Source organism: Thermobacillus composti KWC4, from assembly GCF_000227705.2.
Lineage (GTDB): Bacteria > Bacillota > Bacilli > Paenibacillales > Paenibacillaceae > Thermobacillus > Thermobacillus xylanilyticus.
In genome coordinates, this window is sequence record NC_019897.1 from 1198766 (window position 1) to 1224017 (window position 25252).

The 25252-nt window shown below is 64.6% G+C and carries 27 protein-coding genes; 19 read left to right on the top strand and 8 right to left on the bottom strand.

Annotated features, from left to right (window positions below; genetic code table 11):
- Positions 1–1030: 1030 nt before the first annotated feature.
- From THECO_RS05550 to THECO_RS05635, 18 genes are all read left to right on the top strand, one after another.
- The gene (locus THECO_RS05550; protein ID WP_232427754.1) at positions 1031–2029 is read left to right on the top strand and encodes a glycosyltransferase family 2 protein; all 999 of its coding nucleotides are present in this window, start codon (positions 1031–1033) and stop codon (positions 2027–2029) included.
- A gap of 6 nt (positions 2030–2035) precedes the next feature.
- Positions 2036–2974: a glycosyltransferase family 2 protein gene (locus THECO_RS05555; RefSeq protein WP_015254076.1), complete on the top strand. Its 939-nt coding sequence runs from the start codon at positions 2036–2038 to the stop codon at positions 2972–2974.
- Entirely contained in the window at positions 2959–3711 is a 753-nt protein-coding gene (locus THECO_RS05560) for a glycosyltransferase family 2 protein (RefSeq protein WP_015254077.1), read from the top strand. Before THECO_RS05555 ends, THECO_RS05560 begins: the two co-directional genes overlap by 16 nt.
- A gap of 25 nt (positions 3712–3736) precedes the next feature.
- The gene (locus THECO_RS05565) at positions 3737–4459 is read left to right on the top strand and encodes a sugar phosphate nucleotidyltransferase (protein ID WP_015254078.1); all 723 of its coding nucleotides are present in this window, start codon (positions 3737–3739) and stop codon (positions 4457–4459) included.
- Positions 4456–5589: a GT-D fold domain-containing protein gene (locus THECO_RS05570; RefSeq protein ID WP_015254079.1), complete on the top strand. Its 1134-nt coding sequence runs from the start codon at positions 4456–4458 to the stop codon at positions 5587–5589. Before THECO_RS05565 ends, THECO_RS05570 begins: the two co-directional genes overlap by 4 nt.
- A gap of 61 nt (positions 5590–5650) precedes the next feature.
- Positions 5651–7153: a glycosyltransferase family 2 protein gene (locus tag THECO_RS05575; RefSeq protein ID WP_015254080.1), complete on the top strand. Its 1503-nt coding sequence runs from the start codon at positions 5651–5653 to the stop codon at positions 7151–7153.
- A gap of 75 nt (positions 7154–7228) precedes the next feature.
- Positions 7229–7516, top strand: a complete 288-nt coding sequence (locus THECO_RS05580; RefSeq protein WP_015254081.1) for a hypothetical protein — start codon at positions 7229–7231, stop codon at positions 7514–7516.
- A gap of 19 nt (positions 7517–7535) precedes the next feature.
- On the top strand, positions 7536–7868 hold the full coding sequence (locus THECO_RS05585; protein ID WP_015254082.1) for a hypothetical protein: 333 nt from the start codon (positions 7536–7538) through the stop codon (positions 7866–7868).
- 2 nt (positions 7869–7870) lie between these two features.
- Entirely contained in the window at positions 7871–8275 is a 405-nt protein-coding gene (locus THECO_RS20450) for a hypothetical protein (RefSeq protein ID WP_015254083.1), read from the top strand.
- Positions 8276–8324: 49 nt separating this feature from the next.
- A complete protein-coding gene (locus THECO_RS05595; protein WP_015254084.1) occupies positions 8325–8645 on the top strand; it encodes a hypothetical protein in 321 nt (106 codons plus the stop codon).
- A gap of 220 nt (positions 8646–8865) precedes the next feature.
- On the top strand, positions 8866–10008 hold the full coding sequence (locus THECO_RS05600) for a CgeB family protein (RefSeq protein ID WP_015254085.1): 1143 nt from the start codon (positions 8866–8868) through the stop codon (positions 10006–10008).
- A 73-nt stretch (positions 10009–10081) separates the two neighbouring features.
- A complete protein-coding gene (locus THECO_RS05605; RefSeq protein ID WP_015254086.1) occupies positions 10082–11212 on the top strand; it encodes a CgeB family protein in 1131 nt (376 codons plus the stop codon).
- Positions 11213–11338: 126 nt separating this feature from the next.
- A complete protein-coding gene (locus THECO_RS05610; protein WP_015254087.1) occupies positions 11339–12958 on the top strand; it encodes a glycosyltransferase family 4 protein in 1620 nt (539 codons plus the stop codon).
- Positions 12959–13247: 289 nt separating this feature from the next.
- A complete protein-coding gene (gene wecB, locus THECO_RS05615) occupies positions 13248–14351 on the top strand; it encodes a non-hydrolyzing UDP-N-acetylglucosamine 2-epimerase (protein WP_015254088.1) in 1104 nt (367 codons plus the stop codon).
- A complete protein-coding gene (locus THECO_RS05620) occupies positions 14341–15324 on the top strand; it encodes a polysaccharide biosynthesis protein (RefSeq protein WP_015254089.1) in 984 nt (327 codons plus the stop codon). Before wecB ends, THECO_RS05620 begins: the two co-directional genes overlap by 11 nt.
- Complete coding sequence (locus tag THECO_RS05625; RefSeq protein WP_015254090.1) at positions 15321–16151, top strand: dTDP-4-dehydrorhamnose reductase family protein; 831 nt, start codon at positions 15321–15323, stop codon at positions 16149–16151. The genes THECO_RS05620 and THECO_RS05625 overlap by 4 nt, the downstream gene beginning before the upstream one ends.
- 5 nt (positions 16152–16156) lie before the next feature.
- Positions 16157–17122, top strand: coding sequence for an NAD-dependent epimerase/dehydratase family protein (locus tag THECO_RS05630; RefSeq protein WP_015254091.1), 966 nt, complete (start codon positions 16157–16159; stop codon positions 17120–17122).
- 60 nt (positions 17123–17182) lie between these two features.
- Positions 17183–17902, top strand: a complete 720-nt coding sequence (locus tag THECO_RS05635) for a glycosyltransferase (RefSeq protein ID WP_015254092.1) — start codon at positions 17183–17185, stop codon at positions 17900–17902.
- Positions 17903–18218: 316 nt separating this feature from the next.
- Here THECO_RS05635 and THECO_RS05640 read toward each other — a convergent pair whose 3' ends face one another.
- The 3 genes from THECO_RS05640 to THECO_RS05650 all read right to left on the bottom strand — a co-directional run bounded on the left by THECO_RS05640 (position 18219) and on the right by THECO_RS05650 (position 21293).
- Entirely contained in the window at positions 18219–18935 is a 717-nt protein-coding gene (locus tag THECO_RS05640; protein ID WP_198285777.1) for a glycosyltransferase, read from the bottom strand.
- Positions 18936–19061: 126 nt separating this feature from the next.
- On the bottom strand, positions 19062–20147 hold the full coding sequence (locus THECO_RS05645; RefSeq protein ID WP_015254094.1) for a glycosyltransferase family 4 protein: 1086 nt from the start codon (positions 20145–20147) through the stop codon (positions 19062–19064).
- A 138-nt stretch (positions 20148–20285) separates the two neighbouring features.
- The gene (locus THECO_RS05650) at positions 20286–21293 is read right to left on the bottom strand and encodes a ketoacyl-ACP synthase III (RefSeq protein ID WP_015254095.1); all 1008 of its coding nucleotides are present in this window, start codon (positions 21291–21293) and stop codon (positions 20286–20288) included.
- 306 nt (positions 21294–21599) lie between these two features.
- Between THECO_RS05650 and THECO_RS05655 the strand changes: the two genes are divergently transcribed.
- Complete coding sequence (locus THECO_RS05655; protein ID WP_015254096.1) at positions 21600–21884, top strand: hypothetical protein; 285 nt, start codon at positions 21600–21602, stop codon at positions 21882–21884.
- A 53-nt stretch (positions 21885–21937) separates the two neighbouring features.
- Here THECO_RS05655 and THECO_RS05660 read toward each other — a convergent pair whose 3' ends face one another.
- The 5 genes from THECO_RS05660 to THECO_RS05680 all read right to left on the bottom strand — a co-directional run bounded on the left by THECO_RS05660 (position 21938) and on the right by THECO_RS05680 (position 25251).
- On the bottom strand, positions 21938–22459 hold the full coding sequence (locus THECO_RS05660) for a GNAT family N-acetyltransferase (protein WP_015254097.1): 522 nt from the start codon (positions 22457–22459) through the stop codon (positions 21938–21940).
- Between the two features lie 91 nt (positions 22460–22550).
- The gene (locus tag THECO_RS05665; protein WP_041853815.1) at positions 22551–22793 is read right to left on the bottom strand and encodes an alpha/beta fold hydrolase; all 243 of its coding nucleotides are present in this window, start codon (positions 22791–22793) and stop codon (positions 22551–22553) included.
- A 6-nt stretch (positions 22794–22799) separates the two neighbouring features.
- The gene (locus tag THECO_RS05670) at positions 22800–23618 is read right to left on the bottom strand and encodes an alpha/beta fold hydrolase (RefSeq protein ID WP_041853816.1); all 819 of its coding nucleotides are present in this window, start codon (positions 23616–23618) and stop codon (positions 22800–22802) included.
- Entirely contained in the window at positions 23569–23877 is a 309-nt protein-coding gene (locus tag THECO_RS21960; RefSeq protein WP_198285778.1) for a hypothetical protein, read from the bottom strand. The genes THECO_RS05670 and THECO_RS21960 overlap by 50 nt, the downstream gene beginning before the upstream one ends.
- Positions 23878–23991: 114 nt before the next feature.
- The gene (locus THECO_RS05680; RefSeq protein ID WP_015254098.1) at positions 23992–25251 is read right to left on the bottom strand and encodes an MFS transporter; all 1260 of its coding nucleotides are present in this window, start codon (positions 25249–25251) and stop codon (positions 23992–23994) included.
- Position 25252 lies beyond the last annotated feature (1 nt).

Below are 25252 nucleotides of genomic sequence, written 5' to 3' on the forward strand. Positions count from 1 at the left end.
AGATAGACTTTATGACCCAACTGTCCAAGTGAAGTAATCTCCAGTTACGCTGAATGTAAAGGATGCCCAACCAAGGTTTATTGTTACCCTGTCCATAAATGAAGGCAGCCAGGAATGTGCGTATGCAGAGCCGAATACTTCAGTTTGTCCATATCTCGATTTCGGAATTCTTACTTCTTTCTCAAATTGTTCTAATAGCCTTTTTAGACAAAATCAATATACATACTATATTTAGGTAATTTATACATTGTTATTAATACGTGTGTCAAGCGGTGATAAGTTAAAATGACAAAAAAAATATCCATTTCATTATTTGCATTTTTATTCCTCATTTTACTAGCATCCGCTTTTCTTGTGAAAGGTTTTCTCTTGAAAGAGTCTGAAGTTACTGCTGAACTGGCTGAAGTAATAAACATTGATCGAGATCAATCAACGATTGTGATTAGAAATGTAAGTGGGCAAGAGACATTGGTGAAAGTCAAAGTAAAGGACATTGATCATTTTCAGTTAAATTCTTTTTATTGGATTGAATATAAATCTTTTTTGAGAGGCATGCCCAAATTGATCTCCTATAAACTTATAAAGTTCGATGGTTAATGCAATTCCTGTTCCCCTATTCGTTTGTCCTCACAACCAGTTGAGGCATGCACAGTTTAGAGTTTTATGGCAACTGATGTTCAGCAAAACGGTCGCGATTGATAATCAACCTTATCCCCATACGCCGCTGCGTCATGCCGATCGTCATGCCGGAAATGTCGGTCGAATGGACAATAGGCGGCGTTTTTGCTTTCTCTCCTTTATCCTGCCTCGCGGTAAAATTTTCTTTCAGCTAGCGACTCAATTTTTCTGATCGTATGAATTTATGAAATCTGCACCACATTTATCGAGTACATTTTTGTGTTATTTTGTCGTGTCGTTATACGGGTGCGGGTGTCCCGCCCACGAGTCATTTGCCGTTGCGCGCTCGTCTCCGGTACATACAATGGGATGGAAAAGTTCGGCCAATGCCGATCTTCCGGGGGTGATGGCTGTGCGGACATCCAGGAGGGCGCGGCGGACCGGGGGCCGGCGGCGGGCAGCATCCCGCAGGCCGCGGTCAGGCCGAAGCGCGGCGCCGCTCAGGCCGCCGTACGGACGGGCGGCGGGAAGCCGAAGCCGCACCGGCGGCAAGCGGCGGGGCATCCCCGCTCGGCGGGGCGCCGTGCGCATCGAAGCGGGACAAGCGCCCACGGCGGCCGCCGATCCGATGGCATTCCGGATGGAAGACAGCACTGCTGCTGCCGGGACTGCCGCAGACGCCAGGCCGCTCGTGTCGGTGATCATTCCCGTCATGAACGAAGTCCGCACGATTGCGGCGGCCGTGCGGGAAGCGCGCGACGTCCATCCCCGCACCGAGGTGATTGCCGTCGTGAACGGCTCGACGGACGGGTCCGCGGCCGCCGCCGGACAGGCCGGCGCCCGGGTGATCGCGTTCCCCGAGCCGCTGGGCCACGACGTCGGACGCGCGGTCGGCGCGCGCGCCGCGCGCGGCGACATCCTCCTCTTCATCGACGGCGACATGGTCATTCGAAGGGACGTGCTTGCGGCGTTCGTCGCGGCGGTCGAGGCGGGCGCGGACGTCGCGCTGAACGATTATCACGGGCCGACCGGCAAGAGCCGCGTCCACGGGGTCGTGCTGGCGAAGCACACGCTGAACGCAGCGCTCGGGCGCGCCGATCTCGGCGGAGCGTCGATGACGGCCGTGCCCCATGCGATCAGCCGCCGGGCGCTGGAGGCCATCGGCGCGGACGCGCTGGCGGTGCCGCCGCTCGCCCAGGCGAAGGCCGCCGCCGCCGGCCTGAACATCCGCCTCGCCCGCCGCGTGCCGGTCGGGCGGCTCAATCCGCCCCGCCGGGCGCGGGAGCGGAGCCGGTCGCTCGAGCCGCTGATCGTGGGCGACCATCTCGAAGCGATCGCCTGGCTGTCCGAGCGGATGGATCCGCGGGGCGGATTCAGCGACGGGGATCGCAGGCGGAGCAAAGTGAGGTGAGAGCCGTTGAGAAGCAGGCGCAAGGCAGGAACGAAGCAACGCGCGCATGCGGCGCGCAGGCGGCGGACGCTGGCGCCGCGCCGCCGCGCGGGGCGGCCCGGCTCCGTACGGCGCCGGAGCGTGCGGCGCGGCAAGGCGGTCCGCCGGCAGCTGCGCCGGCACGCCGCTCGGCCGCCCGAAGCCGGCGCGGGCCGGCTGGCCGTCATCATAACGGCCTGCAACGAAGCCGCGACGATCGGCGGCGTCATCCGCGAGGCGCAGGCGCTGCATCCGGATGAGCTGATCGTCGTGCTGAACGGCTGCACGGACGGCAGCCTGGCCGTCGTCCGCGCGATTCCCGGCGTGACGATTCTCCATTATCCGGAGCCCCTCGGTCACGATGTCGGCCGGGCGGCCGGCGCCGCCGCGGCGGACGCGGACGTCCTGCTCTTCCTGGACGGGGACCTTGCGATTCCCGCGCGGCAGCTCAGGCCTTTCGTCGACGCCGTCCGGCGCGGGGCGGACGTGGCGCTGAACGGGCTGGGCCGGCAGCTCGGCCCGTTCAGCCGGTGGGACGATGTGACGCGGCTGAAGGCTTTCCTGAACCGCGCGCTCGGCCGGCCGGATCTGGGCGCGGCTTCGATGACCGCGGTGCCGCATGCGCTGAGCCGCCGCGCCGTCGAGCGGCTCGGTCCGGCGGTGCTCGCCGTGCCGCCGAAGGCGCAGGCGCTCGCGCTCGCCTCCGGCCTGAACGTGCGGATCGGCGGCTCCGTCGATGTCATCACCCGCAACCGGCTTCGCGAAGCGAACACGGGCAAGGCCAATCCGGTGTCGCGCATGATCATCGGCGACCACATCGAGGCGCTGCGGGCGGTCATGGACAAGACCGGGTCCCGCCTTGCGCATCCCGACGCTTCGCGGCGCCGCGATGCGGCGAAGGGGGAATCGCTGTGCGATACAGCCTGACCAGCATTGTGATTCCGAGCGTGAACGGTCTGATGCTGCTGCGCCGCTGCGTCGCGTCGATCCGGCGCCATACGGATCCGGAGAAGACGCCTTACGAGATCATCGTCGTCGATGACGGGTCGGCCGACGCCACGGCGGAATGGTGCGCGGACGAGCGGCTGCCGTTCGTCCGGCTGCCGGTGAACGCCGGTTTCCCGCGGGCGTGCAACAAGGGGTTGCGCATGGCGTCCGGCGATCAGCTGCTGCTGTTCAACAACGACGCGATGGCGACGCCCCGCTGGCTCGAAAATCTGCTCGACGCGCTCCACAGTTCGGACGAGATCGGCGCGGTCGGGCCGGTCTCCAATTACGTCGGCGGCCGCCAGCGGGTCGACCTTGCGTTCGACGGTCCGGACGAGTTCATGCGGATCGCCGAACGGATGAACGTGCCGGACCCGGCGAAATGGGAGCCGGCGCTCCGGCTCGTGGGTTTCTGTCTGCTGTTCAAGCGGGCGGTGTACGAGCGGGTCGGCGGTTTGGACGAACGATTTTCGCCCGGACACTATGAGGACGACGATTACTGCTTCCGGATCCGCATGCTCGGATACGGGCTGCGCATCTGCCGGGACACGCTCGTCTATCACGAAGGAAGCGCCAGCTTCCGGCTTGGCGGAGAAGCGGCGCAGCAGGCGCTCATCGCCCGCAACCGGGCGTTGTTTCTGGACAAATGGCAGGCGGACCCGGCATGGTTCCACTGACCGCAAAGCTCGAGGGGGGAACGGCATGAAGGCAGTGCTGTTGGCCGGGGGCACCGGAACGCGTCTCCGGCCGCTGACGAATCTGTACAACAAACATATGCTGCCCGTCGGCGACCGGCCGATGATCGGCCACGCGATCGCCAAGGTGAAGGAAGCCGGCATTACGGATGTCGTCCTGGTGACGGGCAGGGAGGCCGCCGGCTCGTTCATCGCCTATCTGGGCAGCGGGCGCGAAGAGGGACTGTCGATCACGTACCGGATCCAGGAGGAAGCGGGCGGCATCGCGGAGGCGCTGGCGCAGGCCGAATCCGCCGTGGATCCGGACGACAAGATCGTCGTGCTGCTCGGCGACAATCTGTTCGAGGAATCGCTGAAGCCCCATGCCGAGGCGTTCGCCGCCCAGCCGGACGGCGCGATGGTGCTGCTCAAGCGGGTGAGCGATCCGAGGCGGTACGGCGTGCCGGTCTTTGACGAGTCGGGCCGCATCGTCCGGATCGAGGAGAAGCCGGAGCAGGCGGCGACGAATCAGTGCGTGACGGGGATTTATTTCTATCATGCGGACGTGTTCGGGATCATCCGGCAGCTCAAACCGTCCCGGCGCGGCGAGCTGGAGATTACGGACGTGAACAACGTGTATGCCGCCGCGGGCAAATTGACCCACCGGACGCTCAAGGGCTGGTGGACGGATGCGGGCACGTTCGATTCTTTGTATGAAGCGGCAAACCGGGTACGGAGGGGTCGGCGATGAACGGAGTGGTGTTGCCGGAAGCGCCTGCGGTGCCGGAAGCCCGCCCGGTGCGCCGGGTTCGCGGCCCGCGGCGGAAAGCGCGGGGAACGGGCGTCGTCCGCGTCCGGAGGCGGAAGCGGACGGCCGGCGCGCTCCGCAGGCGCGGTGCGGCGGCCGGAGCGGCGGTTGGCAGGCGGAAGGGCGGACGCCGGCGCTACCGAATCGGCGGGAAGCGGCCGGCCGTCCTGCAGCGGCGCCGGCTTCCGGCGGGGACCGAAGGGACGGAAGCCGGCCGGGAGCGCACGGAAGCGGGCCGGTCCGCCGCCTCGATCGAGGAAGCGCTGGAACGGGGCCGCTACGAAGGCGGCGAGCTGCTGTTGGAGCAGGCGGTGCCCGCGGGCTTCACGCTCGGCGATCTGACGCTGCAGGACGTGATCGCGGCGGGCGTCGACGCCCTGCGGCCGCGTCTGCTGCCGCTGATTGATGCGGCCGGGGTCTTCCATGAATTCGAAGCCGCGCTCGCGGAGGGGCGGACGCTCTCGGTCGTCCGGCTCGGCGACGGGGAGCTGCTGGCGCTCTCGCACGACAGGGTCTATGAAGCGGCGGTGGTCCGGGGCGAAGCCCCGTTCCTCGCCGGCGCGGGGATGGCCGTGCCCGATCACGCGGCGCGGGACCGGCTGGCGGCCGCGGTGCGGCAGGCGTCGATCGTCGGCGTGCCGCTGTCGCGCCGGCGCCACTACGGCCCGCTGCTCGGCCCGGCGCTGGCCGGAAACGGAATCGACATCCGGTCGCTCCGGCTGACGGAGTCGACGATCAATTACAGTCTGTATCAGACCGGGCTGCTCGCGCGGCTCATGCAGGGCAGGCGCCTGTTGGTCATCGGCAACGCGGCGCCGGGGATGGCGGCTCGGCTGGCGGCCGCGGGCTATGCGGTGACGGGCGTCATTTCGCCGGTCCGCGGATTCGCGGACATCGACCGGGTGATCGGCGAAGCGGCCGCCGCGCGGGACAGCTATGATCTGGCGCTTGTCGCCGCGGGCATTCCGGCCGTCGTCATCGCCGCCGCGCTGGCGGCGGAGTTCGGCAAGGCGGCGCTCGATTTCGGCCACCTCGCGGATCATATCGCCGCCCGGCCGCCCGGTGAAATCTAGCGGCCCGCCCGCTTGAGGCGGCGCGTGCGGCTGGTCCGCGATAACCGGAAGGGGTGAGAACATGAGAGCACTCGGTGTAGCGGCACGGATGCGCGGGCGCCGCCGCCGGCCGGGCAAGGCGCGTCCCGGGCGTGCCGGGAAGGCGGCCGGACCGGCCCGGAGGTTCGGAAGGGCAGGCGCAGGTGCAAGCGCGGTCCGCGGTGCCGGCGCGAGCCGGCGGGCCGAAGCGATCCGGCCGCGCCCGCTGCGCGGAGAAGAACGGAGCGCCTACGAGGCGGGCCGGGAAGCCGGATACCGCGAAGGCTTCGAAACCGGACTGCACGGTTTCGGCCGCCTGTTCGAAGGGACCAGCATCATCATTCCGACGCTGAATCAGCTGGAATATCTGCGGATGTGCGTGGACAGCATTTTCCGGCATACGGATCTTCCCTATGAAGTCATTGTGGTGGACAACGGTTCCACGGACGGGACGGCGGATTATCTCGAGGCGATGCGCGGCCGTGTCCGGTACCGGCTGCTCGATCGCAATTACGGGTTCGCGGGCGCGGTGAACCGCGGACTCATGATGGCGAAAGGGCAGACGATCGTGGTGCTCAACAACGACACGCTGGTGACCGAGCGGTGGCTTGACAATCTGCTCGCCTGCCTCGCGAGCGACGACCGGATCGGGCTGGTCGGACCGGTGACGAACTATATCGGCGGTGAGCAGCGAATCGAGGTGCCGTATCGCAATCTGACGGAAATGCAGGCGTTCGCGGCGGCGCACAACCGCTCCAACCCGGCGCTGTGGCAGGACGTCGAGCGGATCACCGGGTTCTGTCTCGCGTTCCGGCGGGAGTTGTGGGAGCGGACCGGTTATTTTGATGAAGGATACACGGTCGGCAATTACGAGGACGACGACTACAACATCCGTGTCAAGCTGCTGGGCTTCCGCCTGGTGGTCGCCCGCGACACGTTCATTCACCATTTCGGCAGCGTCAGCATCAAGGCGCTCGGACCGGCGCTCGATGCCGTGAACGAGCACAACGCGGCATATTACGGCGAGAAATGGGGACACGATCCGCACGGATTGGTCGGAAGGGTGCGCGACTGGGTCCGGGCGCGGCAACCGGGAGGCGTGGAGAACGGATTCCCCGCCGCTTTCAGCGAAGCGGATTTCTATCCGCGCCATGTGGCGGTGCGGGCCTTAAGCGGCACGGTTTACTGGCTCGCTCAGGGCGAGCGCCGGCCGGTGGAAGGGGAACTCCATATTCCCGTGGTCCGGCTGACGATGGTCGATCTGATGCGCTGGCCGATCGGCCCGCCGATCGCCGCCGCTGATGCGGAGCGGCTCTGGCACGGCGGCATGTCCGGCGAAGGTCAGGCGGGCGCGATGCTCATCCGCATGCCGGACGGTTCGCTGCAGCATCTGGAGGAAGGCGTCCGCCGTCCGATTGCGTCGCGGCTGGCCGCGGAAAGCTGGGGACTTGCGGCGAAACCGGCCGTTCCGCTGACGGAAGCGCTGGCGGCGGCGCCGGAAGGGCTGCCGATCATCGCGCCGGTGCGCACGGAGCAGCGGTTGTGACTGCAAGTGGCAGCGGGCTGATTTTCGCATATGCTGTAACGGATACGGCGGGACACAGGGAGGCTGAGCGGTGTCATGCAGCATTTGCTGGACGAACTGATCCACCATCTGTCCGAGGCGCACCGCCAGGCGGCGCGCGTACTGGAAGCCGAGCGGCATGTCGCGGTGCGGATGGCGCAGATCATCCATGCGATGCCGGACCAGCATCCGGATCTCGGCGCGTTCGACGGGCTGATGGAGCATTCCCAGGCGATCGGCAAAAATATCGTCGCTTATCTGAACAACATCGCCGACCTGCAGGAATCGATGGCCGAGCATCTCGCCGCCGTCATGAAAGAGCTGGACGGAGCTTCCGAAGAATGAGCGGGAGGATGGACGCAAGGTGAGCCGGGAACAAGCGTATATGCGCATGTTGAATGCCGCCGCGAACATCGAATGGAACGTCGCCATGATTCTCGAAGCCAAAGCCGTCGAAGCGGAAAAAATGCGGAACTGGCTGATCAACCACGTCACGTCCGACGCTTTCGCCGATCATGAGAGCCAGGTCAAGCAGCCGATTGGCGTGCATGAGCATGTGCTGGAGACGATAAAAGGGCTGACGAAGCTGAACCGCGGCCTGACGGGCGTCCTCAAGGCGGTGCTCGGCGGGAACGAGGACGATGGCGGCAATTTCGGCGGGTTATTCGACGGCAAATTTGATTTCGAGGATCGATAGCGATGCCGCGGCTGAACCGGGAGCGTGAAGCGAAGCTGGCGCTCCTCGAAGCGCTGGCGTCGAGCCAGCGGGCCGTCGCGCGCATGCTGGACAGCACGGCTGACCTGAACGCGCGCTTTCCGGGCGGGAAGCCGGAAGATGTCGCGGCGATGCTGGCGCGGCTGGCCGGACTCCAGCTGCGCATGTGCGAATCGCTGCTTGGCGTGAAGCTGCGGCGCGTCATGCAGGGCCGGCCGGCCGGTCCGTGGCTTTCGGACGAGCGGCTTCGGATGGATGGCGGGCAAGGCGAGGCGCCGGGCGGCGCGCCGGCGCGCACGGCTTGCCTGCAGGTGAATGCGCCTGCCGGCAAAGCCCGTTCAAGGGAGATGCGGCGGGGCGGCGGGCACGTCGGTCAGGCGTCGGAATAAGCGGCATCTGGATGCGAACAGCAGGTTGAACGGACGGGAGGGAGCCGGTATGATCAGGCGAAGAAGCAGGCGGCGGCGCTCCGGGACGGGCCGCCGGCGCGTACGGACCGGAGGAGCGGCTCGGCGGCGGCTGCGCCGCAAGGCGGGAGCGGCCGGCAGACCGAACCGGACGGTGCGGCGCAGGCGCGCGGTCCGGCGCATCCGTGGCCGGCAGGCGGGCCGGGTTTCCCGGCGCCTTCGCAGGCGGACGGGCAGCGGCACGGCGGCATACCGCAGAGGCTACAACGATGCGTACAACGAAGGATACAACGCCGGGTTCGCGCAAGGTTTCGAGGACGGGCATCAGCTGGCATACGAGAGCCAGCCGTAGCGGATCCGGAGAGCCCCATCCATGGCTATGGATGGGGCTTGTTTTTTCGGGTATCCGGGACAGGCAAAAGCCTGTTTTTGCGGCGGGCGGACAAGTGACCATGTGCATGTGGCCGGCCCGGCATATATTACCCAGGACGGCACAAGAAGGCGCAAGCCGCACAAGGCCGGCGCCTTCCGCTTCATTTGCAGCCGAATCTGCGGAGAAGGCGGTGAGCCGCATGCAACAACGGGCATTGAGCCGCAAACGCAGCACGCCGCGCGTCCGAACGGCCCGGCGCAGCGCGTATCAGGCGGGAAGGCGGGACGGCTGGCGGGAAGGGTGGTCGATCGGCTGGCGGGAAGGCGCCGCGGCGGCGGCGGCCGCTGTCTTCCCGCCCGCATCGCCCGAGCGTCTGCCGATCCGGGTGCTCTATGTGCCGCAAGGGTTCGAGTCGATCGACGACGGCATGATCGGCGCGCTGCAGCTTCATGCGGCGGAGCTGCATGTCGCCGATCCGACCCGGATGGCGGAGATGGCGGCGCTCATCCGGCCCGATCTGGTGCTCGTGCTAAACGGCTTGCACGTGTTCCCGGACGACCATCTGGAGCAGGTGGACCGGATTCGGGAAATGGGCATCCGGACGGCCGTCTGGTTCGCGGACGATCCCTATGTGACGGAGCAGACGGTGGCGATCGCGCCGCACTATGACGTCGTCGTGACGCATGAGCGGTCGACGGTGGAACTGTACCGGTCGCTCGGCTGCCCCGAAGTCCATCATCTGGCGTTCGCCGCCGATATCGAACGGTTCCGTCCGGTGACGCCGCCCGCCGCCTACCGGTGCGACGTCTGCTTCATCGGCCAGGCGTTCTGGAACCGGGTCGAGACGTTCGACGCGATCGCGGAGGAGCTGGCGGACCTCAATGTGTTCATCGCCGGCGGCCTGTGGGAGCGGCTCAAGTCTTACGGGCTGCTGAAACGCGCGATTCGGCCGGGCTGGCTGCCGGTTGACGAGTCGGTGCTCTATTACAACGGGGCGAAAATCGTCATCAACCTGCACCGCACGGCGGAGCCCGGCTCCGACAACGCGAATGCGAGCGGACTGCCCGGGCTGTCGGTCAACCCGCGCACGTTCGAGATTGCCGCCTGCGGCGCCTTCCAGCTCACGGACCGGCGCGAAGATCTCGAGGCGTATTACCGGCCCGGGCTTGAGCTCGAGACGTTCGACAGCCCCGCCGAATTGGCCGCGAAGATCCGGCACTATCTGAAACACGACGACGAGCGGCGCCGGATCGCCGTGCGCGGGCTCGCCCGGACGCTGCGCGAGCATACGTACACGGCCCGCGCGGGCAGCCTGCTGCGGCTGCTCGGTTACGGCGGATGATCGTGCGGCGGATGATCGTGCAGCTGAAGATCTTGCGGCAAGGACGCGAAATCTGCGAGAGGACAAAGGGGTGATGCGCGTGACCGCCGCTGCAAGAAAACGTTCCGTCCGGAACAGGGCGTACGCCGGCCGCTATGCCGCCGGCAGGCGCGACGGCTGGCGCGACGGCTGGCGGGACGGGTATTGGATGGGACTGTGCGAGCGGACCGTCCGCGCCGCCGAGGCGCCGCTGCCGGTGCGGGACGTTCATGTCATGTATGTGTCGACGGGCAAAGGGTTTCCCTATTCGCCGATCGACGAGGCGATCGCGGGAAGCCTGGAGCAGCTGGTGACGCGGCTGACCGTCGTCGAGCGGAAGGAAGAGGCGCCTTCCGCGGCCGCGGCCGTCCGTCCGGATGCGGTGCTGTTCCTTGACGGCCTGCATGTCCCGCCGGACATCCCGGACCGGATCCGGGAGCTCGGCATCCGGACGGTCATCTGGTTCACGGATGATCCGTACTATACCGACATTACCGCTTCGCTGGCGCTTCATTACGACGACGTGTTCACGCTGGAGGCGAACTGCGTCGAATTCTACCGCGCCGCCGGGTGTCAGCGCGTCTGGCATTTGCCGCTGGGCTTTTATCCCGGTCATTTCCGACCGCAGAATGCGCCGGCCGGCGTCCGATGCGACATCGCGTTCGTCGGATCGGGGTACTGGAACCGGGTGGCGTTCTTCGACCAGCTGCTGCCGTACCTCAAGGGCCGGGATCTCAGGATCATCGGCTACTGGTGGGAGCGGCTGCGCGACTACCGGCAGTTCGCTTCGCGTATTGAGGGGCGCTGGATGACGCCGCAGGAGACGGCGCTGGTTTACGGCGGGGCAAAAATCGTCATCAACATGCACCGGGAGCCCGACGACGGCACGTTCAACAGCAACAGCGTCGGACTGGGCGCGGTGTCGCCGAATCCGCGCACGTTCGAGATCGCGGCCTGCGCGTCGCTGCAGCTGACGGACGTCCGCAGCGAGTTGGCCGCTTATTACGTGCCCGGGCGGGAGATCGAGACGTACGCCTCGCCGGAAGAGCTGGCGGCGAAGATCGACCATTATCTCGTGCATGAGGATGAACGGCGGGCGATTGCGCTGAACGGATTGTACCGGACGATGCGCGATCATTCGTACGCCCGCAGGCTGGATGCGATGCTTGGGGCATTGTTCGGATGACCATCGGACGGCGCGCAAGATGTGCATCCGGCGCCGGGCCAAATGCCGGGCCGTGTTGTCCGCCTTCCCCATATGGTGTAGTACACGCAAAGGAGGTGCCGGGCTTTCAGGCGCCCGAACGATGTGATGAATGCATGGCGCAAACCGCGGCTCGTTGTATTCGCCCATCTGTGCAACCCCGACTTCGTCACCGGAGCGGAGAAACTGACCGCCTTCATGCTGCGTGAACTGGCGGCTTACTACGACTGCATCCTGGCGGTGCCGGGTGAAGGACGGATCGCGGCGGATGCGCGCGCGGCCGGCTTCCGGACCGTCGTGCTGCCGCTTCCCCTCGCCGTTTCCTTCTATCTCGGCCTGCCCCATTGGCAACAGGAAGTGCTGGGCGGGATGGCCGGCGAACCGTTCCGGCAGCTCGTGCGCTGGCTGGCGACGGAAGAGCCGGCGGCCGTCGTCACGGCCACCTGCGTCCATCCGCTGCCGGCCATAGCCGCCCGCGCGCTCGGTATTCCGGTCGTCTGGGCCGTAATGGAGACGATGCAGGAGACGGCGCACACGGCGCACATTGCCGCCTTCATGGGCGCGCATGCCGACCGGATCATCGGGATCTCCGAATCGGTGCTCGCGCCGTTCAAGCTGGCGGACACCCAGGCGAAGTCGGCGCTGCTGCCGCCGTCGTGGGATGAGCGGGAACTTCGGCCGGAGGAGTGGCCGCTGAACCGCGAAAGCATGCGCCGGATGCTCGGCGTAGGCGACGGGCAGCCGCTCGTCGGATTCATCGCCTCGTCCATCTATGCGAACAAAGGCTTCCATCATTTCATGGAAGCGGCGCTGGCTGCGGCCGCCCGCCATCCGGAGGCCCGGTTCCTGATCGTCGGCAATCCGGTCGACCAGCCGTATTTCGATGCCGGGCTCGGGATGGCGCGGGAGGCCGGCGTGATCGACCGCTACCGGTGGATCCGGTACGAGTCGCGGATCGAGCGGATTTACCCGGCGCTCGACGCGCTCGTGGTGCCGAGCGTGGCGGCCGAAGGGTTCGGCCTGACCGCCCTCGAGGGGATGATGTTCGGCAAACCCGTCATTTCGTACGCCTCCGGCGGGCTGGCGGAGATCCACGCCGCCACGGGCAATACGGAGCGGGCGGTGCCGCCCGGCGATGCGGGCGCGCTGGCTGCCGCGCTGATCGGGCTGCTCGATCATCCCGACCAGATGGCCGGGATCGGGGCGCGCAGCCGCGAGGCGGCGATCGCCGCCTACGGCATCGACGCGTACCGGGCGAGGCTGCAGGCGTTCCTCGCCGCGTTCCGTCCCGAGTCGATGCCGCGCGCCGTCTTGATCCGCGGCAGCGGGCCCGCGATCTATCTGCGCCAGGGGATCGCGCTGCGCCGGTTCGCGTCGAGGGCGGCATTCCTCGCCGCCGGGCACCGGTTCGAGGAAGTCCGGCAGGTGCCGGACGAGGTGATCGCGGCGCTGCCGCACGGTCCGGCCATCGGGGACGGCGCGTCCCGCGGCGGAAGGCGCCGCCGCCGGCGCGTGCGGCGGACACGAGGAGGCCGGCGCGCGGGGCGCGGGAGGAGACGGCTGCGGAGCCGCAGGGCGAGGCGGCTTGCGCGCCGCGGCAGGCGCGCCGCCGTGCGCAGGAGGGCCTCGCGGCGCATCGCCGGGGCAAGGCGCGGACGTCATCGGCGTGCGACAGGCGGCAGAGGGCGGACGGCCAGGAGGACCCGCAGCCTCGCTCGGCGCCACTAACGGCATGGTGTGCCGTTAATCAGCCAGATCGTGCCATGCGGGCGGGCAATAACGGCATCGGATGCCGTTAAACGGCGGAATTGCGCAGATCCTGCATTCGCTGGGGACAAACAACGGCATGACGTGCCGTTAATCAGCAAGTTCGTGCCGTGTAGACGGGCAATAACGGCACCGGATGCCGTTAATAGGAAAACGGCTTGCGTATTCTGCGTACTTCGCAGCATTTCGGAACCTGAACACCCTTGTTCGGCAGCTTCGGTTGATCCTTGAAGGAAGGCAGGTGGGCGAATTGCGCGTCGCGACGATTCTCGGCACGCGGCCGGAGATCATCCGGCTCAGCCTGATCATCGAGAAGCTGGACCGGCTGGCGGATCGGCATGTGCTCGTGCATACGGGACAAAATTTCGATCCGCGGCTGAGCGATATTTTCTTCACGGAACTCGGGGTGCGGAAGCCGGACTACGCGCTGCCCGCGGCGGCGAATGACTATTCCGTCGGCGGGCAGCTCGGCAAGATGTTCCGCGAGACGGGCCGCATTCTGGCGCAGGAGAAGCCGGATGTCGTCCTCGTGCTCGGCGATACGAACAGCGCGCTGTGCGCGGTGCTGGCCGAGCGGATGGGCATTCCGGTCGTGCACATGGAGGCGGGCAATCGCTGCTACGATCTGAAGGTGCCCGAGGAGAAAAACAGGCGGGTCATCGACGCGGTGTCGACGATCAACATGCCGTACACGCCGTACAGCAAGCAGAATCTGCTGCGCGAGGGATTCCCGAGCGAACGGATCGTCATCTCGGGCAACCCGATCCGCGAAGTCATTCTCCATCAGGGAGACCGCATCCGGGCGAGCGATGTGCTCGACCGGCTGGCCCTCACGCCCGGCGAATACATCATCGTGACGGCGCACCGGGCGGAAAACGTCGACGTGCCCGAGCGGCTCGCCTCGATCGTGGAAGGGCTGAACCGGACGGCGGAACGGACGGGCAAGCGGCTCATCTGCAGCGTGCACCCGCGCACCCGCCACCGGATCGAGTCCGGCGGGGCGGCGATTCAGCGCCATCCGCTGGTCGAGTTCCATGAGCCGTTCGGGTTCTTCGACTTCGCGAGGCTCGAGCAGTCGGCGTTCTGCGCGATCACGGACAGCGGCACGGTGCAGGAGGAATGCTGCCTGTTCCATGTGCCGACAGTGACGATCCGGGACACGACGGAGCGGCCGGAGACGGTGGACTGCGGCAGCAATGTCGTGTGCGGCGTGGCGGCGGAACGGATTGCGGAAGCCGTCACGGCGATGACGTCGCTGCCGGCCCGCTGGAAGGTGCCGGAAGGATACGATGCGGACAATGTGTCGGATATCGTGGTCAAATTTTTGCTGGGAGGGAAATGGGGTGTTCACTAATGCACGCATCCTCGTGACGGGCGGCACCGGTTCGTGGGGACACGAGCTGGTGCGCCAGCTGCTTCCCCAGGACCCGGCGGAAATCATCGTCTTCTCCCGCAGCGAAGCGGCGCAGGTGGCGATGAGCCGCGAGTTTGAGGACCGGCGCCTGACGTTCCGCATCGGTGATATCCGGGATCGGGAAGCGCTGGTTGCCGCCTGCGCCGGCGTCGATTACGTGTTCCACCTGGCCGCGCTGAAGCATGTACCGGTCTGCGAGGAGCAGCCGTACGAGGCGCTCAAGACGAACGTGCTCGGCACGCAGCATGTCATCGAGGCGGCGATCGCGAACAAGGTGAGGCGGGTCATCTACATTTCCACCGACAAGGCGGCGAATCCGTCGAATTTCTACGGCATGACGAAGGCGATCGGCGAAAAGCTGATCGTGTACGCGAATCTGCTGCGCAGCGGCACGACGTTCGTCTGTGTCCGGGGCGGCAACGTGCTCGGCACGAACGGCAGCGTCATTCATCTGTTCCGGCAGCAGATCATGGAGAAGCAGGAGGTCCGGATTACGGATCGGCGCATGACGCGGTTCTTCCTGACGCTGGAGGATGCGATCCGGCTGCTGTTCAAGGCGTCGGCGGAAAGCGTCGGGGGCGAGATTTTCGTCATGATGATGCCGACCTGCCGGATCGTCGATCTGGCGGAAGTGATGATGGAGTCGCTCGGTCGGCGGGTGCCGATCGTGGAGACGGGCATCCGTCCGGGCGAGAAAATTCACGAGATTCTGCTCACCGAATTCGAGAGCCAGAGCACGGTCGTCTACGACAAGGAGTATCTGGTCATCATGCCGTCGCTCCCGATTCCCGGACTGGCGGAGCGGTATGCGGGTTACCCGCGGGTGGCCTTCCAAAGTTTCAGTTCTGCCGATTCGCTCATGACGAAGGACGAGATTCGCGCGATGCTGATCCGGGGAGGGTTCCTCTCATGAAAGTGCTTGTCATCGGCGGCAACGGCATGGCCGGGCACATGATGGTCCGGTATTTCCGGAAGACGGGCGCTGATGTGTGGTACACGGTGCGGAGGCTTTCCGGAGGAATCGGGGAGCTAAAGCTCGATGCGACGGACCTCGACGCCGCCGCGGAGACGATCGGGCGGGTCGGTCCCGATCTTGTGATCAATTGCGTCGGGGTGCTCAATCAGGATGCGGAGCGCCGGCCGAAAGAAGCGTATCTCGTGAACGGGCTGCTGCCGCACTGGCTGGCGCGGGCGGCGGAGGCGGCGGGCGGCCGGCTCATCCACATCAGTTCGGATTGCGTTTTCCTCGGCGATCGGGGCGGGTACCGGGAGTCCGACCGGCCGGACGGGGTGTCGGCGTACGCGCGGACGAAGGCGCTCGGCGAGGTGCACGATCCGCGGCATCTGACGATCCGCACGTCGATCATCGGGCCGGAGATCCGCCCGGATGGGATCGGACTGCTGCGCTGGTTCCTGCAGCAGAAAGGGACGGTGAACGGCTATGCCCGGGTGCTGTGGAACGGTGTCACGACGCTTGAACTGGCGCGGGCGGTGGAATATGCCGCCGGCCGTCCGGAGATCGGCGGGCTCGTGCATCTGACGGCGCCGCGCATCGTCAGCAAGCTGGAACTGCTCGGCATGTTCCGCGAGGCGTTCGGCCGGGACGATGTGACGATCCGGCCTTCGGATGAGCCGCGCATCGACCGGACGCTGGTTCGGGAGCGGACGGACTTCGATTATATGCCGCCCGATTATCCGGAGATGCTGGCGGAGCTGGCCGACTGGATGCGGGAAGGGTGACCGGCATGGTCGGCATCCGGCTGCTCGTGACGGGAGCGGGCGGCTTCTGCGGCCTGCACGCCTGCCGGTATTTCGCCAGGCAGGGGTTCGATGTGGTCGGCGTGCTTCGGACGACGGACGATCCGCGTGCGGCGGTGCTGCGGCACGTGGGAGCCGCGGCGGAAGGGTGCGAGCTGACGGACCGGCATGAGGTTGAGCGCTTGATCGCCCGGGTCCGGCCGGACTGGATTCTGCACCTGGCGGGCCTCAGTTCCGCCGGACCGTCCTGGCGCGAGCCGGCAAGGTATATGGAAGCCAACGTGATGGCGGCCGTCTATCTGCTCGAGGCGGCGCGGCGTGAGAAGGGCGGGGACTTTCGGTTCGCGGCCGCCGGCTCGATGCTGCGCTTCGATTGGCCTGCGGATGGCGGGGCGCCCCGGCTGCCCCACCCGTACAGTCTGAGCAAGACGCTGCTGACCGCGGTCGTCCGCAGCTGGCATCATCTGTACGGGACGGCGGCGATCGTCGCCGAGCCGGCCAATCTGATCGGCCCCGGACCGTCCATGGGGCTGCCGGCGCTGATCGCCGCGCATATCCGCGCGCTGCGGCGGGCCCGTCTGGTCGGCGCGCCGGACCCGGCGCCCTTCCGGCTCAGCAGCCTCGTGGAACGGCGCGATTACGTCGATGTCCGGGACGCGGTAAAGGCGTATGCGCTGCTGCTCGAGCGCGGCGAGCCCGGCGGCGTCTATCCGATCGCGTCGGGCCGGCAGCGGACGCTCGGCGAAGTGGCGGCGGCGTATGAGCGGGCGGCGGGTTTCCGCGTCGAATGGTTGATCGGCGATTCGGATGCGCCGTCGCCGCCGCCTGCGGATGCGTCGGCTTTGCGCGCGCTCGGCTGGCGGCCGGAGATTCCGTTCGCGCTGTCGGTGGCCGATACGCTGGACGATGACGCGGGCAGCGTCGCCTGGTTTATGCGGTCCGACGGCGGTTGAATGGGTTGACGGCGTGAAGGTCTTCGGTCGAGCGGACTGCCGGTGCGAGGAGGATTGAGTATGGCGGATGCAACGATCGTGATTCCTTTTTACAATGATCCGTATGTGGCGGAGGCGGTGGAGAGCGCGCTGGCGCAGACGCATCCGTCGGTCGAGGTCATCGTCGTCGACGACGGGTCGGTGTCGTGTGCCGAGCTGCTCGCACCTTACCTGGACCGCGTCCACTACATCGGCAAGGCGAACGGCGGCACGGCCAGCGCGCTCAACGCGGGCTTCCGGCTCGCCTCCGGCCGGTACGTCGCGTGGCTCAGCTCGGACGACCGGTTCCGGCCGGAGAAAATCGCCCGCCAGATGGCGGCGATGGAGGCGGCCGGCGCGTGGATCGGCCATACGGCGTTCGCGGTCATCGACGGCGAAGGCCGCGTGACGAATCCGCATGTGCTGCTGGGGGGAGACCGGCCGGATCTGTTTTACCGGGCTTTCGTGGACGGCAATCCGGTGAACGGCTGCACGGTCATGATGCGCAAGGAGTTGTTCGAGCGACTGGGCGGTTTCGATGAAGGGCTGCCGTTCACGCATGATCTCGATTTCTGGTATCGGGCGATGCTGGCGGGGTTTCCTTTCCACTATCTCGGGGAGCCGCTGACGGAGTACCGCATGCACGACGCCATGGGCACGGTGCGCCACCGGGAGGCGATCCGCGCGGAGGTGGAGGCGACGTTCGCGCGGTATGCGGGGCGGTGGAGCACGTTTCTGCGGCAGCTGGGGATTGCGGTGTAGGCTGCGGCGGGGCCGCGGTGACGGGTTGGGTAGGTGTGCGTTTGCTTGCGTTACAGGTTAGGGGATACAGGAGCCGTTTGGCTCAATTTTTTTTTTTTTTGAACTTCCGGTTGGCTGCGCATGATGGATGCTGCGCGTCGGGTCGGAGGCGTTTTTTGGCAACGGGGAATGGTGCGGCGCAGGCTTGGCGGTGAGATGTGACAGGGCGAGGCTGGGAGAGAACACACTGAAGCCTCCGGCCTGACTCCCGCCCGAAAGCGAAAGCATCCGGAGGCTTCTTGCATGCCGTGCGGCCATCAGCCCATCTTCCGCCCCCTTACCCCGGTATCGCGTTCACGCGATGCTGGAGCAGATGGCGGTAGCGGTTCTGCACCATTTGCACCTCGGCCTGGATGGCGGGGTAGTGGCGCATCGTGCCCATGCCGGCGTGGCGGCGGTAGATCGTGAGCGGTTCGTTGATGAAGTGAAAGTCGATGCCGGAGAGCAGCGCGCGGATCCACAGGTCATAGTCGTGGGTGTAGGGCAGCGATTCGTCGAACCAGCCGAGCTCGGCGACAAGCGATTTCGTCATCATGACCGTGCAGCCGTTGACGGGGCAGAAGGTCAGGAATGCGGCGGCGAACTGCTTGGCCGTCGGGAAGACGACGGCTCCGTTGTGCTGGACGATCGCGCCGCTCTCGTTCATGACGTGGAAGTTGGTATGGCAAATGCGCGCGCCGGTCTGGTGCATATGCATGACCTGACGCTCGATCTTCGTCGGCGCGAACCGGTCGTCGGAGCTGAGCCAGGCGACGTACTGGCCGGACGCCATCCGGATGCCGTGGTTGAGCGCGCTGGCGGTACCGCCGTTCGCTTTGCCCAGGTAGTGGATGTGGCGCCGGTACGGGTCGAGCAGATGCTGACAGGCGGTCGAGCCGTCGTCGACGACGATCACTTCGGTGTACGGGTATGTCTGGCTCAAGGCGCTCTCGACCGCCTGCGCGATATACGGGTCGTTATGAAAAGGAATGATGATCGATACGGTCGGTCCCATGCGCTTCATTCTCGCCTCGATTCCATGGTGATCTCTCCTACACGATACGGCGCCGTCACCCGGCCGGTCACGACACCTGTCTTCGTACGGGAGCGGTTCCCCGCAGGTTCAGCCGGCTGCCGCTTGTCAGCCCGGAGGCCGGATGCCGAGCGCGACGAGCACATTGTGAAAATCGGAGGCGTACCGCGCGGCGGAGAAGTTCTCCTGTACGTAGTTCTCGCCCTGCAGCCGGATGGCGGTGCGCAAGGCGCTGTCCTCGATGAGCGAGATCGCCTCCTGCACGCCGCTGTTTAAGTCAGGCGGGATCAATTTGCCCGTGATGTTGTGCATGATCGTGTTGCGCACGCCGTCGGAGTCGGTCGAGAGCACCGGACAGCGGCAGGCGGCCGCTTCGGCGACGGCGTACCCGAATCCCTCGACATGCGAGGTCGAGACGAGCAGACCGCCGGAGTCGCCGATGGCCGAGTAGTAATACGGCATATGATCATGCGGGATGTTGGGGAAAAGCCGCAGTCTGTCCTGCAGTCCGAGCGTATGGACGGTCGCTTCGAAGGCGGCCCGCTGCCACGGTTCGCTGATGTTCGGATCTTCGAACATCCACAGTTGCAGGAGCGGATAACGCTGCGCCAGCGCCGCGCCGAGTTCCAGGAAAAGCTGCCAGTTCTTGTTCGGCTCGATGCGTCCGACCCAGGCGAGAATCGGCGCGTTCGTCGGATTAAGCCACGGGGCGGGCCGGTAATGGAAAAGGGTTTTGTCGACGATGTTCTGCAGGAAGAACCGCGGAAAGTCCGGGAACACGCCGTTGATCAGCTCCAGCATGTGCGAGGACGGCTGGGCGAGGACGGCGTTGCCGTACATCCGGACGAAGAAGGAAGCGGCATGCAGGGTGCCGACGGCGGCTTCGCGGCTGCCGTAGCCCTGGGCGTCGTACAGGATCGGGCCGCCGTAGCCAAGGCCGCGCAGCCGCTGCAGCATGAGATGGTCGCAGACGGTGACGATGGCGTCGTAGCGATAGGTGTTCAGAATGTTGACGATGTCGACGTCGTAATTCGTGATGAAGAGCGGAATGTCGCGGATGTTCTGCCGCCCGGCGCCGTCGTGCAGGTAGAGCAGATGCCCTTCGATGCCGATCTGGCGAAGCGCGATGCAGCGCGTCCGGTTCAGCGTCTCGACGCCTCCGCTCGGAACGAAGTAGGTGAAAAGAATTCTCATGGCATGCAGTCAGCCCGCTTTCGCATAGGGTGTTGAACCGTTCGGTTCATCCTATGCGGACAGGAACCGCCCCGCAAGGGACGAGTGTTTAGCGGGCGGGGAATTGGACTGCGTGCATCGAACTGGCGTTGCGCGGCGTTACGTCAATGTCCACTTGAGCAAAAGCCCCGCCTGCGTCAGCCCGCCGCCGAAGCCATGCAGGAGCAGCGTGTCGCCGCGCGTGAGCCGGCCGTCCCGGACCGCGAGATCGAGGGCGAGCGGGATGGTGGCGGCCGACGTGTTGCCGAACCGTTCGGCGCTCGTCAGCGTCCGCTCGTACGGAATGCCGATCCGCTCGCAGATGGCGGCGATCATCCGCAGATTCGCGCTGTGCGGCACGAACCAGTCGATCTGCTCCGGTGACATGCCGCAGGTGTCGAGCGTCGTCCGCACCGCCTCCGGGACATGCTCGACGGCCCAGCGGTAAACTTCGGGTCCGTTCTGGATCAGCTTGCCGTTTCGGGTGATCGGCGTACCGCGAAGTTCGGAAGCAAGGGACGACAGGTACACGTGATGGCCGATGCGGCCGTCCGTCGATGAGCCGCCGGCCAGGAATGCCGGAGGTTCGCCATCAGGCTGCGCTTCGACGAGGACGGCGCCCGCGCCGTCGCCGAACAGGATGCAGGTCGTGCGGTCGGTGTAATCCGTCACCTTGGACAACGTGTCGGCGGCGATGACGAGCACTTTGCGGTACAGGCCGGACAGAATCAGGCCGTTCGCCATCTGCAGCCCGGTGACGAAACCGGCGCAGGCGGCTTGCAGATCGACGGCCGCGGCCGTCCGGATGCCCAGTTCGGCCTGCACGAGGGCGGAGACGCTCGGGAAAACGGCGTCGGATGTCGAAGTGGCGGTCAGGATGCAATCGACGTCGTCGATCGGTTTATTCCAGCGGGCGGCGAGATTCCGGACGGCTGCCGCTGCGAGATGGCTTGCATATTGGCTTTCCGAGGCGATGCGCCGTTCGCGGATGCCGGTGCGTCTTGTAATCCACTCGTCGCTCGTATCCACCATTTGCTCCAGATCGGCGTTCGTCAACACCCGTTCGGGCACGTAGGTTCCAATGGCGGTGATGGCGGCGTTAGAACGAATGCGGGAAGCATGGTACATGGCCGACACTTCCTTTCGTATCTTTTTTAGGGAGTTTATGGAATAGAGACTGTCATCTGATATTAGTATCTGGTACTAATACTAGGCACAATATTCTGGAGTGTCAAGCGAGACCCAATAGCAAAAAAGAAGGAATAATATGGTTTGATTGGCTTTTTGGTGTTATGATCTTGGTTGTATCAAGCAGGGGAGGGCAAGCCGCCGGTGCGCATCGATTAGCGGCTTGGAGAGGTGATTGCCGTCCGCCATGACGCCCGGTATCCCGGCTCATTTTTTGGTATAATGGCAGCGAATGGAGCGTGAAGCATGATGCCGTATGCATTGAAGAACAAGGAAACCTCCGAATTGTTCTCCTGCGCGCTGGAGAACATCCACGGGATCCCTTACCATGGCGTGAAGCTCTGGGAAGACCGGGAGGCCGCCGAAGCGGACGCCCCTTCCTTCCTCGTGGAGAGGGGCGTTGACGACCCGTGGCGGTGGGAAGTCGTGAGCCTGGACGAGCACCAGGCGAAGCTCTGCAACGTGAAGCTGAACAACAATCCGAACCGGCGCGTTTTTCTGACGGAGGAAGGAAGGATCGACGCGCAATAGGATTCGGCTGATGCTGTCGCCACGCATCGGTTGAGCGGTACTGCAACCATAGCCTAGTCCAACATTAATCGCATCTCATATTCGCTCCACCATTCGCCGTTCGAAGCTTGGCATACCTTATCGTTTCTGGCCCAGATCCGAAATCCGAGCTTCTCATAGCATTTGATGGCGGGCAGGTTGAAGTCGAAGACCCGAAGGATCAGCTGCCGCAATTGAAACTCCCGGACGGCCTTGTCGATCAAATTCCGAAGCGCCGCGGTACCCACGCCTTTGTGCCGCAAATGCTCCTGAATCCAAAAACGTCCCACGACGGCTGTTCCCGCTGTCCGGTCGATGCGGCCGAGCTGAATCATGCCTGCCGCTTCGCCGGTCGATTCATCCATGATCTTGTAGACGAATGTTCTTGATCGCTCATGGTTTATCCCTTCACTGTAGTGATCCAATAATTGCTCGACGGTCAGGGGATAGGTAAACGTCGGTCCGGCCCATTGAAGCAGCATGTCCGGTTTCTCCCGGCCGAACCATTCGACAACCATGCTGAACTCGTCTTCGGACAGACATTCCAATCGGACCATAGGCTCTACCTCCGGCAAGATTCACTTATGAACTCGGCCAGGCTGTCGCCGGCGCCGAAACAAATGCGCCAGCGGTTTCACGTCCCGCGGTTCAGCCAATCTCATGCCCATGTTCATTCTTCTTCCGAGCGGCTCTTGCTCCTTGATAATCTTCCGGCGGGACGCGTCCTTCGTACCCCTGCAGCTTCCCGGTGCCGCTCTCCAGAAATTCCCTCAAGATGCCCATCATCACATCCGGCTGTTCCTGGTACAGATTGTGTCCCGCCTCGGGCAGGTACACCAATTTGCTGTTGGGAAAAACACGCCGGTAATCTTCCGCGGATTCCCATGACAAATAATCTCAGCCGCCTTTCGCGATCAGTACGGGCAAGGTGAAGTGCTTTTCCGATAGCAGCGGCCTGAGATCGTAATGGTTGCCTGCTGCCAGGGATTGCGGCGTCTGGTTGGCGTAGAAACCGAGACCGCTCAGCCCGGAGTGCCCCTGGTCCCCGGAACAATACAGGGCTGGCACCGTCGCGGCGTAAACCGCTTCGAAACGACGCCGGTCCATTTCGTCGTCGGAAGCAAACGATCGGGCGGCGTCCGGGTGAAACTGCAGCAAACCGTAGACAAACAGCGCTCTCGGATGCAGAAGATGGCGGTACAGCTTCCATTTCTGCGACGAATCGAGGCGTTGGGTCAAAGTCGCATCGCTGTGGTCTTGGGGATCCATGGCGCCCGGCGACAGGAACGCGGCCCGGTCGACATGCTCCCCGTAATCAACCATATATCTCGCGATCACTTCCGAACCGTAGGAATGTCCGATCAGAATCATCTTGTCGGCCCCGATCTGTTTGCGTATTTCCTCCAGGTCTCGCGCATCCCGTTCCACGCCGTACCCCGCCGGATTCTCCAGCCGCGTCGAAAACCCGGAGCCCAGCTGCGAATAGACATAGACGTCGTACCCGTCCTGCGCAAGCTGACCGAAATAGCGGGAATCTCCCGGAAAGTCCGGTATGCCCGGCCCTCCGTGCAGGAAGATGACGGGGGGTGATTTTCTCCCGGCGGCTGATGCTTCAGCCTCAATGTGAATGTAGGAAAGGACAGAACCCGTCGGCAGCGACCAATATTTAAGGGTGTCCGGCGCGGCCTGCCGCTCGCGGCCGCCGGGGATGAGCATGGCCGCGGACAACAGCCCGAATACGGCGAATCCGGCAATCGCTTTGATGAATGCGGAGCCCTCCCTTTCGGGACGGTCGTACCAAGCGGAGGACGCCGGCATAGAGCAGCAGATACAATACGATGAACGCGAGAAAAAAGAACGATTCGAAATGCTGGCGCGGGGCCGCCCATATTGCCGCGCCGACCGCGATGACATAAGACAAGAGCGCATACCCCTTATAGGCGAGTGCCGCCAGAACATCCTTCAGCGTTTTCACTGAGTGCAATCCTCGCAATCGTGCGGTGTTATGGGTGCAGCAATCTCTTCTGGAATAAACTGCATCCATATTACCACAATCGGGGAACGCATTTCCTCCTGTTGCCGCACACCTTTACGAGTGAGCGAGTTTCCGCGCCCTGGCGATGCGCAGCGACATCAGGGCGGCGAAGAGGCAGACAAACCCTGCAACGACGAACGGGACGCTGTAAGTGCCGAACCAATCCCGCGCGGCGCCGGCCGCATAAGCCGCCGCTGCGGCGCCGACTTGATGCGCGACGACGACCCAGCCGAAAATCATGTTCCCCCGTTCCTTTCCGAAGTCCTGGATCGACAGTTTCACCGTGGGAGGCACCGTGGCCAGCCAATCGAGGCCGTAAAATACCGAGAACACCATCATCGTTGCCGGACCGGCGCTGAGCGCATGGGGCAGGAAGATGAGCGACAGCCCTCTCAGGCCGTAGTACCAGAACAACAGCTTGCGGCTGTCGAACCGGTCGGACAGCCAACCGGACAATGTGGTGCCGGTCAGGTCGAAAATCCCCATGAACGCGAGCAGGCCTGCCGCCACCACTTCCGTGATGCCGAAATCGCCGCATGCCGGGATCAGATGCGTGCTGATCAAACCGTTGGTGGAAACGCCGCAGAAGAAGAACGTGCCTGATAGCAGCCAAAAGGTGGAGTTCCGCGAAGCGTCTTTCAGCACCAGCAGCGGGGTAAGGAAAATCCGGCCCTTGAACTCTTCAGGTCTGGACACTTGATCCGAACCGTAGGGCGCCGCGCCGATATCGTACGGGTGATTCCGCACCCCGACCGCCACGATGATCAGGACGAGCAGAACGGCTGCCGCGGCGGCATAGATGGCATAGCGCCAACCCGCTTCCGAGATGATCTTCGCCAGCAGGGGAAGAAAGATCAGTTGTCCGCTCGCCGCGCTGGCGGTCAGGATGCCGACGAAGAGCCCCCTGCGCTCGGTGAACCAATTGCCCGCGACCGTGACGCCGAGCACGTTCGCCATCATTCCGGTCGCCAGACCGGACAGAAGTCCCCACAACAGCTGGAATTGCCACAGCGTCTGCATGAGCGGCGTCAGAACAAGGCTGGCTGCGAGCAGGGACAATGAAATGACGGTGACGCGCCGGATGCCGTATTTCTGCAGCAGAGAAGCGGCGAACGGTCCCATCATGCCGTACAGAAAAATCCCGACGGACATTACGCTGGAAATCGCGCTCCGGCTCCAATCGAATTCATCCGCGAGAGGCAGCATCAGGATGCCCGGCATGGAGCGAACTCCGGCAGATACCACCAGCGTTGCAAAAGTTATCGCCACCACAACCCATCCGTAATGCCACTTGAGCTTTCCGGCTGCATGCACA